Source organism: Pseudomonas sp. Marseille-Q8238 (genome assembly GCF_965111915.1).
The window spans coordinates 92,980-107,361 of sequence record NZ_CBCOPI010000001.1 but is presented as its reverse complement, the minus strand read 5'-3'; the positions used below and the strand labels follow the sequence as shown (position 1 = coordinate 107,361).

General features: G+C 67.8%; 7 protein-coding genes. All 7 read right to left on the bottom strand.

The genetic code is table 11. From position 1 onward, the window contains the following. Positions 1-2: 2 nt before the first annotated feature. Positions 3-1,682, bottom strand: a complete 1,680-nt coding sequence (locus ACWPW0_RS00465; protein WP_454254099.1) for an OmpA family protein — start codon at positions 1,680-1,682, stop codon at positions 3-5. Between the two features lie 39 nt (positions 1,683-1,721). Further along, complete coding sequence (locus tag ACWPW0_RS00460) at positions 1,722-2,576, bottom strand: hypothetical protein (protein WP_447587966.1); 855 nt, start codon at positions 2,574-2,576, stop codon at positions 1,722-1,724. Beyond that, positions 2,573-4,225 carry an AAA family ATPase gene (locus tag ACWPW0_RS00455; RefSeq protein WP_454254098.1) on the bottom strand — a complete coding sequence of 551 codons (1,653 nt, stop codon included), beginning with the start codon at positions 4,223-4,225 and terminating at the stop codon, positions 2,573-2,575. The genes ACWPW0_RS00460 and ACWPW0_RS00455 overlap by 4 nt, the downstream gene beginning before the upstream one ends. A 4-nt stretch (positions 4,226-4,229) precedes the next feature. Then, complete coding sequence (locus ACWPW0_RS00450; RefSeq protein WP_447587962.1) at positions 4,230-5,003, bottom strand: PspA/IM30 family protein; 774 nt, start codon at positions 5,001-5,003, stop codon at positions 4,230-4,232. 412 nt (positions 5,004-5,415) lie between these two features. Then, on the bottom strand, positions 5,416-7,266 hold the full coding sequence (gene recD, locus ACWPW0_RS00445) for an exodeoxyribonuclease V subunit alpha (protein ID WP_454254097.1): 1,851 nt from the start codon (positions 7,264-7,266) through the stop codon (positions 5,416-5,418). Positions 7,267-7,450: 184 nt separating this feature from the next. Then, a complete protein-coding gene (gene recB, locus ACWPW0_RS00440; protein ID WP_454254096.1) occupies positions 7,451-11,032 on the bottom strand; it encodes an exodeoxyribonuclease V subunit beta in 3,582 nt (1,193 codons plus the stop codon). Next, the gene (gene recC, locus ACWPW0_RS00435; protein WP_454254095.1) at positions 11,029-14,340 is read right to left on the bottom strand and encodes an exodeoxyribonuclease V subunit gamma; all 3,312 of its coding nucleotides are present in this window, start codon (positions 14,338-14,340) and stop codon (positions 11,029-11,031) included. The genes recB and recC overlap by 4 nt, the downstream gene beginning before the upstream one ends. Positions 14,341-14,382 lie beyond the last annotated feature (42 nt).

The following is a 14,382-nucleotide window of genomic DNA, read 5'->3' as shown; positions in this document are numbered from 1 at the left end:
GCTTATTCGAGGGTGAACCACTGCACTTCGACGCGGCGGTTCTGCTCGCTGTCCTGGCTGACCGGCTCTTCCCAGCCACGGCCGACCAGTTCGATGCGGTCTTCCTTGATCCCTGGATGGCGGACCATCAGCGCGTCCTTCACCGCCTGCGCACGCTGACGCGACAGCTCCATGGATTTGAGCGCCATGCTGCGCACCAGCGACGCGCCGCCCTGACGTTCGAAGTCGGCCACCATCGCGTTGTCCACGTGGCCGCGCAGCAGGACGATTGAGCCGGGGCTGACCTGGAGGAACTTGCGGATGGTGTCCAGGTAGTCCTGGTTGGCCTTGGCGTCCTTGTCCAGCACGGCCGAGTTCGGCTCGAAGAAGAAGCGGATGTCCTTGCTCAGCAGGGCATCGCCCTCCAGTGCCACCTTGCCGCTGGTGCGGATCGGCGCGATGGAAATGCTCTGGCCCTTGAACTGGCCGCTGGCGTCCAGCTCCTTGAGGTAGCGCAGATCGGCAAAACGCGCCGGGTCGGCGGCATTCTTGATCAACGCACCATAGGCCAGCACCGAGGACTGGAAGATGCCCTGGAAGGAGCCCGCCGAGTCGATGCTGCCATCGAAGAACGCCAGGTTCTCCGGCAGGTTGCTCAGGTGCACCTTGCTCAGCTCATCGAGGGTTTCCTGCTCGGTCCAGCCGAACGCCTTGCCGACCAGCGCCGCATGGGCGCGCGGGTCGTCACGCAGTTGGCGGTTGCCTTCGAGCAGGCCGTGCACCAGGCCTTTGACCACTTCCGGATGCGCCGTGGCGAAGCCCTTGTTGAGCACCAGGATGTCGGCGACCACCAGCAGGTTGCGGTTGGACACCAGCATTTTTGCGGCGCCGGCGGAATCCGCCACCACCTGATCGGTACGCGGCGACCAGCCCACGCAACCGTTGATACGCTTGCGGCCATTCAGCTCGGCAGCATAGGCGTCACAGGCGATGAACGCATCGTCATAGAACACCAGGCCCAGCTCGTTGGGGCCAGGACGGCTGTCCAGGTCACGCAGCACCTTCACCGGCACACCGGCTTCGGAGGCCAGGTAGCGGATGAAGAACTCGCTCTCGTTGAACTGGGTACCGGCCAGCACCTTGCCCTTGAGCTGGTTGATGCTGGCGATACCACTGTCGACCACCACCTGGTCGGCGCCACGGGAAAAACCGATCTGCGCCGGCACCGTGACTTCGAACTGACGCCCGAGCACGGCAAGCACGTCCGCAGTGGTCGCCACGGCCGCCAGTTGGCCATTGTTCAGCGCCGACCACTCCTCGCTCTCACCCTTGTCGAAACGCACCTGGAAGCCATAGTTCTTGGCGAAGAACGAGTCGGGGTTCGGCTCCAGACCGCCGTTGGCGACGATCAGGCCGCCATAGCCGGCGTACTCGCTGATGTCGACATCGATGATGTTGTTCTTCATCTCGTAGGGCGCCGCCGATTGCAGCTTCGGCGTGCCGACCACCGGCTCGATCGGCTGCGGTACCGAACCACTGCTGCCACTGCTCGACGACGCGCTGGCCGGGCCACCTTCACCGCTGCGCATGTCCTTGGTCACCAACCAGCCACCCAGGGCGATCAGACCGAGAACCAGGATGATGGTCAGCAACTTGCCGCCGGTACTTCCACGCTGGCGCAGGCTGGATGAAATCGAGTGCATGACGCGTCTCCCTGTCAGGAGCGGGCAACCGCCCGCCAATCAGTGTCTGGCCGCTTCGGCCGTGGCTGGTTTTTCGCCCTGGCCCTGCAGCACGTAGCGCGGCAAGGCCTGTTGTTCGTTGAGTTCGAGTACGCCGATCAGGTCACGCTGGCTGTTCAGCCAGCGGCTGGCTTCGTTGAAGGACGACGTCAGTGCATTCAGCGCCACACCGATCTGATCTTCATCGGTGGCCAGCAGGGTCTGCTCGCGGATCAGCGCGATCTGCTGATCGATGCGCGCAAGCTCGGCATCCACGTGTTCCTTGCGCCGTATGCCTTCGGCGTGTGCCGCCTGGCGTGCGTCGATCACCTGCTTCTGCTGCTCGAGGCTGCGGCGCAGGTCATCGTTGATATCGTTACTGGCCAGGCGCAGGTCGATCTGGTCTTCCTGCTTCTGCAGCTCGACGCTTTGCGCACCGGCCGTATCGACCAGCACGTTCAACGCTTGCCCCGCGACCAGCAGGCGCAGGTTGAGCCACACCAGTTGCTCCAGGCTGCTGGCATGCGAGGCCATCACGGGTGAGCGAGAGAGCAGTTGCAGCACCTCGCGCGCGCGCCCTTCGATGCGTTGCTGGCGTTGTTTCTGTACATCGCCGAGCAGGGCCAGGGTGGTCTCGTAACGCTGCCCCGCAGTATCAACCGGCAGCGCCCGAGCATCCACCGTTCGCCGAAAGTTCGGGTTGCTCGACAGCAGCGCCAGGTAGGCCAGCTCCAGGCCACCGCCCAGCACCCAGAAGCCCGGGCTGACGAACGCACCGAGCAGGCCGAAGGCCGCCAGGGCGAACCAGTTCAACGGCACCGGCATGCCCAGAGCACGGGCATTGAAGGCGGCACTCAGGTAACGCAGGGTACTCATGGGGCGACAACCTCCTGCCCGAGCGCACGCAGGGATTCAGGCACGAAGGCGACATCGGTGGCTTCGCGAATGGCGATCTCCATCTGGAAGCGCAGCACCTGTGGCGACACTGGCGGCTGGTAGCCCTGCAGGCACTGTTCCAGCGCCGCCAGCGCGTCGAGGCCGGCGGTGCGCACCTGGCGGTAGACCTTGACCGCCAGGGCCTCGGCCGCGCCGGGGGTGAGCAGCAACGGCAGCGCCAGTTGTTCCAGCGCCGAACTGTCCAGGCGCAGGTCGAAGCGTTTGAGCATGGCCTTGAGCAGGCCGGCACTCTCCGCCACGCTGGTGGTGGGCAGCAGGGGAATCTTCACGTCGACGCGACCCGGGCGCTTGAGGTCGACCTCGATCAGGTCGGGGCGCGAGGAAGCGAGAATCCAGATGACCTTGCCACGGTTGTCGGCAGCGCCCATCTCCTGGGCAATCATCGAGTAGATGCGCCCGGACAGGCCGCCGTCGCTGCCGCCACCCTCGCGTTTGCCGAGGGTCTGGTCGGCCTCGTCGACGAACACGATGCAGCGGCCCAGGCCACGGATCAGGCGGAAGATCTTCTCCAGGTTGCCCTCGCTGGAACCCACCCAGCGGTCGCGGAAATTCTTCAGCTTGACCACCGGCACGCCCGCTTCGCCGGCCAGGCACTCCACCAGGTAGGTCTTGCCGGTGCCCACCGGGCCGCAAATGATGTAGCCCTTGGGCAGGGCGCGCAGGTCGGCAGCCTGCCACAGCGCCATGTCCTGGCGCAGCCAGGTCTTCAGCGCATCCTGGGCGTGGTAGTCGTCGAGGGTGCGCTCCGACTCGATGAACTCCACCAGCCCGGCGCTATCGGTTTCGACCAGGTCCTTCTTCGCCTCGACCCAGTCCTGGGGGCCGAGTACGCGACCTTCGTGGGAGCGTCGCCGGACCAGGCTGGCCAGCGCGCTGAGGCTGACCCCGGCCAGGGTCTGCGCAGCGGCGGCATCGTCTTCGGCGAAGGCCTTGGGATGATCGAGGCGCAGTTGCGCCAGGCATTGCTGCAGGCTCTCGGCATCCGGCAGCGGCACCTGCACGCGGTCGATGCGCGGGTTGTTGGCCACCAGCGGGTGCAGGTCGTTGAGGTTGTCGGCAATCAGCAGGCTGGCGAAGGCCATATCGCTGAAGGGCGGCTCGGCGGCCCAGTCACGCACCAGGCTGGCCAGGCTGGCGGTGGCGAAATCGCCCTGACGACTGGCCGGCAGGACCAGTTCGGCACCGCGCAGGATCACCGCCACGTGCTCGTCGCCACCGCGCCCGAGTGCACGCAGGTTGGCCTGGTAGCGCAGGTAACGGCTGATCAGCTCCACCGCTTCGCTCGGGTCATGGGGCCAGGGCTGGATCTTTTCCGCCGCGGGCCACTGGGCAAAGCGCTCGCCACCGCGCAACAGGCTGAGGCCGTTGCCCGGGTCGTAGAGAAAGACGATATGAAAGGTGCCGAGCAGCCGGGCTTCCAGGTAACGGGTCAGGCTGACCAGACGCCCTTCCAGGGGAAAGCGGTCGGCGACATTGCCGTACAGCACGAACTGGCCATGCGCCCCGCTTTCGTAGGCCAGGCGCAGTTCATCGATCCAGGCCGGCAGGACGCCGTGCTCACGCTGCATGGGGTTACTGGCTTTCCGACTGCGAGGTACCGCCTGTTTGCGCAGTGCCGCCCATGTTGCGATTGGTCGCCGGCGCCTCGTTGCTCACCGGCTCGCCCGGCAGGCTGATGCCTTCCTTGGCGGCGAAATCGGCCAGGGCCTGGTCGGCCAGCGCATCCATCTCGGCTTCCTTGAGGTTGACCTCGCTCATGTCCATCGAATCACGAGCCATGCGCGCACGACCGGCAGCCTTGGAGCGTTCTTCCTCGACCATCTCGTGCAGGCGGTTGAGGGTGTCGCCGGAGCCACCGATATTGCTCACCATGCCGGCAGCCATTTCGTTCATTTCAGCCATGGCGGTCTTCATGCGCATGTCGTTGATCGCGCCCTTGAGGTTTTCGATCTTGGTGCGCGCGGCACTGACCGCCACTTCGCGGGCCTTGGTCAGGTTCTGGTAGGTCTCTTCGGCCTGGGCCAGCTGGCGGCGGTTCTCTTCCAGCTCGCGGGCCAGGTTCTGCAGGCGCAGGGCGTTCTGCGCAGCGGCCGACTTGTTGCCGGCACGCAGGTGCGCGGTGGTGCGGGCATGCAGCTCACGCTCCTCGGTCTCCTGCTTGCGCACCTGGCTCATCAGGCGCTCGGCCAGGCCGGCGTGGGCGGCCAGGCCCTGGTTGAAGTTGGCGATCTGCTTGCGCAGGTTTTCCTGCTCCAGCTCCAGCAGGGCTTCCGGGTTCTTGCGCTCCAGGTCCTTGACGAACAGCGACAGCATGCCTTTGAAGATATTGGCGAGGCGAGTGAACATGAGGACTCCTTGCTGAATGTTCAGTCCGTAAGACCGGCACCATGCCGGAAGGGATCACGCATTTTTCGTGACCGGGCCGGCAGATGCAACCTCGATGCGCAATTACGCGAAACGCCGCACTCGCAGCGGGTTACAGCGTGGCGGCAACAGGGCCTATCGGACACGCCTGGAGTCTGTCTATTTTCGCTTTAATTCATCAAATCGGATGGGAATATATTTCCAATCCGGCGCTTGAAACGGGCTTTTTGAGGCAATTACGGACACCACAGTTGGTGGGCTGAAGCCCACCCTACGCGGGGGTATAACTCTGTAGGGTGGGCTTCAGCCCACCAATCGGCGCGTCATGAAACGCAAAAGTCGAATGTCCGCAACTGCCGCGATCCGGCCATCCATGCCGGAACGGCAATAGCCGCTAGAACAGGCTGAGCTGGTCCGTCCCCACACTCACTGCAGGCGCTGCTGTGGGAACTGCCGTAGGTGCCGAGGCCAGGCGTTGCGCCAGACCGGCGGCGCGTTCGGCACGGGTGCTGACCGCTTCCGCCAGGCGCGCCGGCAGGCCCCAGATTTCCACGCGCTGCTTGGCACGGGTGATGCCGGTGTAGAACAGCGCGCGCGTCAGCAGCGGGCTGGGCGTCTCGGGCAGGGCCAGCAACACCTCGGTGAACTCCGAGCCCTGGCTCTTGTGCACGGTCATGGCAAAGGCGCTGTCATGGCTGGGCAGGCGCGCCGGGGCAAATGCCCGGTAGCCGCCTTCATCCGCCTCGCCGCTTTCGAAGAACACCCGCAAGCCATCCGCGCTTTGCAGGCACAGGCCAATATCGCCATTGAACAGCCCCAGGGCGTAATCGTTCTGCCGCACCATCACCGCTCGGCCGGGGTACCAGCGCTCGCGCTCCGGCAGGCTCAGGCGCCGCTTGAAGCGAGCCTCCAGCGCCTCGTTGATACCGGCCACGCCCCAGGCACCTTCGCGCAGGGCGGTCAGCGCCCGGAACGCATTGAAGGCGGCGAAGGCCTGGGCCGGATCGCCCGTACGCGCGGCCTGCAGGTAAGGTCGGTAGCCCTGGTCGAGTCGCTCCAGCAGCGCACTCGACGTGGGCTGCTCCTGCCAGCACAGGTCGTCATGTGGCTGCCGAAGCAGCGCCAGCGTGCCGTTCGCATCGCCGGCATTGATCCGCCGGGCCAGCTCGCCAATGCCGCTGTCGCCGGCGAAGCGATGGCTATGGGTCAACAGCACCACCGCGTCGCCCAGGTGCGAACGGGGCGCCTCGACGGGTACCTGTTGCCCGGTGATGCGCTGCAGCTCGGTCGCGGCCTGGGCATCGAAACCACGGCCCTCGCAGAGTTCGGCGAACACCGCACCGGCCTCGACGGCGGCGAGCTGGTCCTTGTCGCCGAGCAGGATCAGTCGCGCGTGCGGCGGCAGGGCAGCAACCAGCTTGGCCATCAGCGCCAGGTCGACCATCGAGGCTTCGTCGACCACCAGCACATCCAGCGCCAGCGGGCGTGCCGCGTCGTGGCGCACCTTGGGCGTGTCGCCACGGCTGCCTAGCAGGCGGTGCAGGGTGCGCGCCTCATCCGGCAACGCGGCCTTGATCGCCTCGCTGACCGGCAGCGCGGCCTTGGCATTGCGGATCGCCTCGGCCATGCGTGCGGCCGCCTTGCCGGTGGGTGCGGCCAGGCCGATGGCCAGGGTCGAGCCCGCATGAGGTTGCTCCAGCAGCGCGGCCAACAGGCGCACCACGGTGGTGGTCTTGCCGGTGCCGGGGCCGCCGGAGATCACCGCCAGGCGCCGGCGCACCGCCTGCGCGGCAGCCAGGCGCTGCCAGTCCGGCGTGGTGCCGGCATTGAACGCGAACAGCCGCGCCAGGCTCTCGCCCAGCACCGCCTCGTCCACCTCTGGCACATCCGCAGCGCGCGCCAGCAACTGTTCGGCCAGGCCGCTCTCGTAGGCCTGGTAGCGGGCCAGGTACAGGCGCTCGCCATCGAGGATCAACGGCGCGAATTCACTGGGGCCACCCACCAGCGCAGAGGCTTCCAGCTGCGCACGCCACGCATTCAACAGCGGCAGGCTGAAGGTCACCTCCGGCCAGGGACGCTGCCCGGCCAGACGCGCCAGCGGCAGGCAGACATCGCCCCGCCCAAGGGCCTCGGTACACAGCGCGGCCGCGGCCAGCACGCTGTCAGGCGCGGCGGGATCGAGGCGTTGCAGGCTATCGACCAGGGCGCGCTCCAGCGGACCCAGGGGTAACTCAGCGAGGTTCATCGCGCTTCTCCGGCGTGGGACGTGCAGGTGGCTATCGCGACACCTGGCTTAAGCAGCGCGCAACCGGGCCAACCACGTGGAGTCCCTGTGGGAGCGGGCCATGCCCGTGATGCTCCCGGTATGTCGAGGGCATGACCCGCTCTTACATCGAGTCGGTACGGGCCCGACCTGCAGGTGGCGCGCATCACTGGCCCTCCGCGAACAGTCGGTCCAGCGCATCCAGCAATTCGTCACTGGGCCGGGCGAAATACACCCCGGCCTGCGGCATGCCGCGCAGGAACAGGTAGTAGGCGCCGCCGAGCTGGTCATTGCGGAAGTCGGCCAGGCGCTGACGCAGGAAACGCCGCAGCGCCACCAGGTAGATCAGGTATTGCAGGTAGTAATGCTCGCCGGCCAGGGCCTGCAGCAGGCGCTCGCCACCGTAGTGGTCGGCGTTCGGGCCGAGCCAGTTGGACTTGTAGTCGAGGATGTACCAGCGCCCGTCATGCTCGAAGGTGAGGTCGATGAAGCCCTTGAGGAAACCCTTGAGGCTGTCGAATTCCAGACGCTCGGCGGCCTGGCGCAAGGGTTCGGCCAGGCCCATGGCCGGGTCGCTGAGCAGCGCACGCAGGCGTGGCACGTCCAGCTCGGCGACCGGGAAGGTGAAGCCCAGCTCGGGTAGGCGGCGTGCCGACTGCAGGCTGGCCAGGGTCAGGCCGGCGCCATTCAGATCGGTGTCCAGCACCCGTTGCAATTGCTCGCTGGCCACCGCGCCCCACAACTCGGCATCGATGCCATGGGCGCTCAGCGCCGGCGCCACCAGCTCGGCCAGGGGCGCCTTGTCACGCGCCCAGTCTTCGAGGATCGCATGCAGGCAGGTACCGGCCCGCGCACCACGGGGGAAGGCAAAGAAGCCGGTGCCCGGTTCGCTGGCATCGGGCATGGCCAGGGCGTCACGGTCCGGTGCCTCCATGTGCATGCCGGCGGCCAGCCCGGAGAAACTGCCGATGCGCCAGGCGCTGTGCAGGCTGCGTTCGAAGCTCTGCAGGCGGGCAGGCGGCAAGGCGCGTTGCTCGCCGTCGGCATTGGCTTCCCGGTCGAGCAACGGCGCACGCGCGATCATCCCGGCGCTGCCCTGGGCCAGCGCATCCAGCTCGATGGCCAGCGCCTCGCCAGGGGTGTCGTTGAGATGGCCACCCAGCTCGCTCAAGGCATCGTCACCAGGCAACTGGCGGCCGTGCAGCAGCCAGGCCAGGGCGCTGCTGTGCAGGCCTTCGTCGGGCAGGGCGCCGGTCTTCTGGTTCGGCTTGGGCACGGCGACCGGGCCCCAGTGCAGCCACAGGCGATCACGCGCGCGGGTCAGTGCCACATAGGTCAGGCGCAGCTTCTCGGCGAAGGTCTCGCGACGCGCAGCTTGCAGGTGCTGCGGCAGGTTCGCGCTGCCCAGGTCGAGCAACGGCTGGCCGTGTTCGTCGTGGCACCGGGCGCTGTCGGTGTGCTGGCCGAGCAGACGGCCGTCCCACAGGAAGGGGCAGAACACCAGCGGGTATTCCAGGCCCTTGGAGGTGTGGATGGTGACGATCTGCACCCGCTCGGCATCGCTTTCCAGGCGCAGTTGCGCATCCTCGCCCGCGCCTTCGCTGCCGCGCTGGCCGTTGAACCAGGCGAGCAGGGCTTCCAGGCCGGGCCGTTGCAGGCTCTCGGCTTGCAGCAATTCAGCCAGGTGCAGCAGGTTGGTCAGGCGACGTTCGCCATCGAGGCCGGCGAGCAGTTTCTGCGCGACGTTTTCCTGGTCGAGCCAGGTGCGGAACACGCGCATGAAACCGTGCTGCTGCCAGAGCTGGTGATACTGCTCGGCCGCCGCCCGCTCGCGATCCCATTCCAGCTCGACTTCCTGGCAACGCGCCAGTTGCAGGGCATCGCGGCCGAGCAGGCGCGTGGCCAGGGCATAGCGCAACACACCCTCGCGGCCCGGCTCGGCATAGGCGGCCAGCACCGCGGCCAGCTCGCCGGCCTCCTCGCTGTGCCAGACGCTGTCGCGGCCACGGCGCACGCTGGGCACGCCGCGCGCGGCCAGTTCACTGGCGATGCTCGCCGCCTCGCGATGGCTGGCGACCAGCACGGCAATATCCCCGCCCTTGAGCGGCGTGTGCTGGCCATCCGTATCGAAGTAGGCCCGGCCCTGGGCGCTGGCGGCCAGCAGCCCAGCGATACGCTGGGCGGTGTCGATGGCGGCGATCTCGCCGGCGCGGCCCTTGTTCAGCCCGTCATTGCCCAGCCACACCAGGGACAGCGGTGCATCGCTGTCGTCAGCAGGCAGCACCAGGCGCGCGCGCGACTTGCTGCCGGCGCTGACCGGCGGGTAGTCGAGGCCCTTCTCGGCGAACGGCTGCGGTCGACCGAACAGGTGGTTGAGCGCGGCGATCAGTTCAGGCGTGGAGCGGTAGTTGAAGGGCAGGTCGTACTGCCGATCCGCCGCATCACGGGCGCGCAGGTAGGTGGCCAGGTCGGCGCCACGGAAGGCATAGATGGCCTGCTTGGGGTCGCCGACGAAGCACAGATCGCCGCCTGGGCCACTGCGCGACTCGCTGGCAGCGCCCGGAATAGCCGGATAGATGCGGTCGAAGATCTCGTACTGCACCGGATCGGTGTCCTGGAATTCGTCGATCAGCGCCAGTGGATACTGGCTGCGCAAGGTCGCCGCCAGGTCTGCCCCGGCGGGGCCATGCAGCGCCTCGTTGAGGCGATTGAGCAGGTCATCGAAGGCCAACAGGCGCTGCGCCGCCTTGCGCGCCGGCAGCTCGGCGTTGAGCTGGTCGAGCAGTTGCACCTGCAGGGCGATGAGTTTCTGCCGCCCTGCCGGCAAGGCCGCCGACAGGGCGTCGAGCAGCGTATCGAATGCCTCGGCGATAGGCCCCTGCGGCGCATCGAAGCCTTTCTTGGTGGCCTTGAGCAAGGCAGCCGCGCCGAACTTGGCCAGGCCATCCGGCTGCTCGAACAGCGCTGCCGGGTCGGCGAAATAGGCGTCCAACTCGGCCGCCCACAGTTCGAACTTGGGCGACTTGTGCGTGCTCTGACTAAGCCCGCCGTGGGCGTGCAACTGCGCGACAAAGGCCGCGCCCTGCTCGCGCCACACTTGCTCGGCATGTTCCCAGGCAGCGCTGGCCACAGCCAGCTCATCGCCGCCGAGCGGCTCGCGTGGCTCGATGCGCAGGTAGGGTTTGCCAAGGTGGCTACGCAGGGCCTGGCGCAGGCTGGCCGGCGTGACTTTCTGCTTGGCCAGGAAGCGCGCCCAGGCCGGATCGGCCTCGGCCAACACATGGCGCCAGGCATCGGCGAGCAGTGCGTCGAGCACCTCGCGGTCGTCCTGGGTCAGCTCGCTGTCGAAGTCGCCACCCGCCTCGAACGCGGCGTCCTGCAGGGCACGCTGGCAGAAGCCGTGGATGGTGAAGATCGCCGCCTCGTCGAAACCATGCACGGCGAGCAGCAGGCGCCGGCGCGCGTCTTCGCCAGGATGACGGCGGTGCAGTTCGGTGAGGAATCCATCGGTACTCGGCGTGCCTTCATACAGCGCCAGCAGCTCGGCCAGGCGTGCGCGAATGCGTTCGCGCAATTCGGCGGTGGCGGCGGTGGTGTAGGTGACCACCAGGATCTGGCTGACGTTGAGCTGTTGCTCCAATAGCAGCCGCGCATACAGCGCAGTCAGGGTCCAGGTCTTGCCGGTACCGGCGCTGGCCTCGATCAGCGAGCGGCCGGTGAAGGATGAGGTGTGCAGGTCGAGGCTCATGCGTCGTCCTCATCGGCCGCCAGCGCCAGCAGCGCCGGGCCGAGCAACTGTTCGGCGAGTTGTTCGAAGCGCTCGCCGAGCGGGTCGCGATCCCTGAAGGCCAGGGCGTACCAGGGGTCCAGCGCCTCGCCGGGGATCGGACTGAAGTCGGCGCCGAACCAGGCGCCGCGTGCCGCGCCACGGGCAGCGTCGATGGGCTCCTTCTTGCTGCGCGCGCTGGGCGTTACCAGGGCCTTGGCGAAGTCGTGGCTGCTGCGGGTGATGAACGGCAGCGGCGCGCTGAGGGCTTCGCGGTAGGCGGCGAGCCAGGGTTCGAGCAGCTCGCGGGGATTGGCCAGCGGGGTCAGTTGCCAGTCGCCAGCCGGCGACACCAGCAGGCTGTCGCGCACGATGGGTGCCTCGTTCGGGCGGTTGGCGGAGACATTGAGCAGCAGATGGCGCAGCCAGAAACCGGGCAGGTCCCAGGCGCCAGGGGCATTCAGGCGCCAGTCGAACAGGCCGGCGGAGGTCACGCCATCCAGCCAGCCATGCACGCGCACACCGGCCAGGCTGATATCCACCAGCAACGGCTGCGGCGCTTCGGCGGGGCGCAGCTCGAACAGGCGCGGGGCGAAGGCGCGCACCGGGCCACGCAATTTGCCCCACAGCGCGTGGCCCAGCTCACCCGGTGGCAACCAGCCGGCCGCGCGGGCGATGCGGCGCTCCTCGGCTTCGCCCCAGTCACGCTCCATGGCCTGCAGGGCCAGTTGGCGCAGACCACGGCGCGCCGGCCCTTCGAGGGTGAAGGGCTCGTCGGCGGCGATGGCTTCCTCGGCATCGGCCAGGCGCAGGCCAAGACGCTGTTCGAGGAGGAAGCGTGCCGGGTGGCGGAAGCATTGCAGCAGCTGTGCGGGTTCGAGAGTCAGTAGATCTGCGTCCGGCTCCGGCAACCGGGTGAGAAAGGCCGGCGGCTCGAGGGGCGCTTCGGCCAGCCGTTGGGCGGCGCGAAACCAGGCAGTGGAGAAGCCCTGGCGAGCACCCCGTACCTCGAAGTTGCCAGGGGCGAAGGGTTGCAGCGGATGAGCCATGCTGATCGCCGTGCTGGCCTTGCCGGTTGGCGTGCGGGCGGTGATGTCGACAGCTTCGAGCAGCTCGCTGACCAGCACCGAAGGCGGCAGCACGGCATTGTCGCGCGGGTCGCGGCCCACATAGCTGAGGTACAGGCCTTCGCGGGCCGAGAGCAGGGTTTCCAGCAGCAGGTAGCGGTCGTCCAGGCGTCGAGCCCGGTCGCCACGCCGTGGTTTGTGGCTGATCAGGTCGAAACCGGCCACCGGTGTGCGCCGTGGCAGCGCGCCGTCATCGAGACCGAGCAGGCAGACCAGGCGAAACGGCAGGCTGCGCATCGGCACCATGGTGCAGAAGGTCACCGCACCGGTGAGGAAACCCGAGGCACCGCCACCGGCCTCCAGCGCTGCGGTCAGTTGCTGGCGCACCAGGGCCAGCTCCAGCGGCCGTTCGATGCCGGCGTCGACGGCCTGGCGGGCGAGGGCGGCGCAGGCCTGGCTGAGCAGGAGCAAGGTATCGCCGGCTTCGCGCTCGTCGAACAGGCTGTCGATCAGCCCTTGCAGGTCCAGCGCCCAGTCGGTCAGCGGGCGAGGGCGCTGCAGCTGTTCGGCCAGGTTGGCGAGCTTGCCGACGAAGGCGCACAGGCGCCCGAGCAGTTGCCCGCGCGCGCCTTCCAGGGCATCCAGCGGCAGGCTGTCGCCAAGCAATGGGATGCCGTCGCCCGCCAGTTGTGGCGGCGCGGCGAAGCCCAGCAGCAGACGGTCCAGGCCCTGCGCCCAGGTGAAGGCGGCATCCGCCGGCAGGCCCAACTCGCTGCGGTGCGCGGCATCCCGGCCCCAGCGCACACCGGCGTCGCGCAGCCAGTCGCGCAGCAGGGGCAGGTCTTCGTTTTCGATACCGGCGCGGCGGGCGATGGAGGGCTGCTCGAGCCAGGCGAGAATGTCCTCGGCGGCAAAGCGGCTTTCCGGCAGGGCCAGCAGTTCGAGAAAGGCCTCCAGCAGCGGCAGTTCGGCACGCAGGCTGCGGTCAGCGAGGCTGAAAGGAATTCGCGGGGCGGCCATCCGTGGGGCGCTTTGCCGCGAGGTGCCGGTGCGCGAGGAAAACACCGCATCGATATAAGGCGCGTAACGTTCGATGTCCGGGGTCAGCACCACCACCTGGTCCGGCGTCAGCGTGGGGTCGCTGGCAAAGCGGGCGAGCAACTGGTCATGCAGGATTTCCACCTCGCGCAGCGGCGAGTGGGCAATGTGCAATTCCAGCGAGCGGTCATCCTCGTGCAGCGCGATGCGTTCGCCGGGCTGGCGAGTGTGCAGGCGCAGGATGTCGTGCTGCAGGGCATGCAACAGGCTGTCGTCGATGAGGTCGGCGTCTTCGGAATACAGCCCGGTTTCCTGGCCGCCTTCGGCCGATGCCAGGCTGAACAGGCTGTCGAAGAAATCGCGCCCCTGCTTGCCGAGGCTAGCCAGCAGAGGATGCCCAACGTCGAGGTACCACTCATCCGGGCTTAGCTCCGGCTGCTTGGCCAACTCGCGAATGTCGCGGATTTCCCCCCAGGCCTCGCGGCACGGGTTGAGGGCGAACACCACCACCTCGGTGTGCCGCGCCAGGCCATCGAGCACGCGCAGGTGATGCGGTGGCAGGCTGCTGATGCCGAAGATCAGCAGGCGCTCCGGCAGGCCTTCGATGGGGGTTGCGTCGTACAGGCGCTGCAGCAGGTCGTCGAGCAGACGCGCGCGGTGCGGGTGGCCGTCCTTGGTCAGCTCGCGCCAGAGCAGCGCCTGCCAGGCTTCGTCGGCGCCGAGGTCGCACAGCTCGCCGCGCTCCCAGGCGGCCAGCCAGTCATCGCGGTAGAGCAGGTACTGGTCGAACACGTCGGCGACCTTCGCCGCCAGGGACAGGCGTCGGCGCTCGTCACCACCGTCCAGATAGCGTTGCAGGCGCTCGGCACGTTGCAGGTTGGCCGGTTCGCACAGCCAGTCGTAAAGGCGCCAGGTCAGGGTCACCGGGGTGAACGCCGATTGCTCCGGCAACTGGCCGAGCACCTGCCGCGACAAGGCCCAGACGAACGCCGCCGGCAATTGCACGTCCAGCTGCATGGCGATGCCCTGCTCGCGGGCCAGTTGCAGCGTCAGCCAACGTCCGATGCCCTGGCTCGGTACCACCACCTGGGCCGGCGCAAAGGGGTCGCGCAGCGGCTGGGCGAGCAGGCGAGTGGCCAGGGCGCCGAGGGTTTCCAGGTCGGGGGCGTGGAAGAGGTTGAGCATGAGCAGCCGGGCATCCTGTGGAACCGATAAACGCCTGTCGGG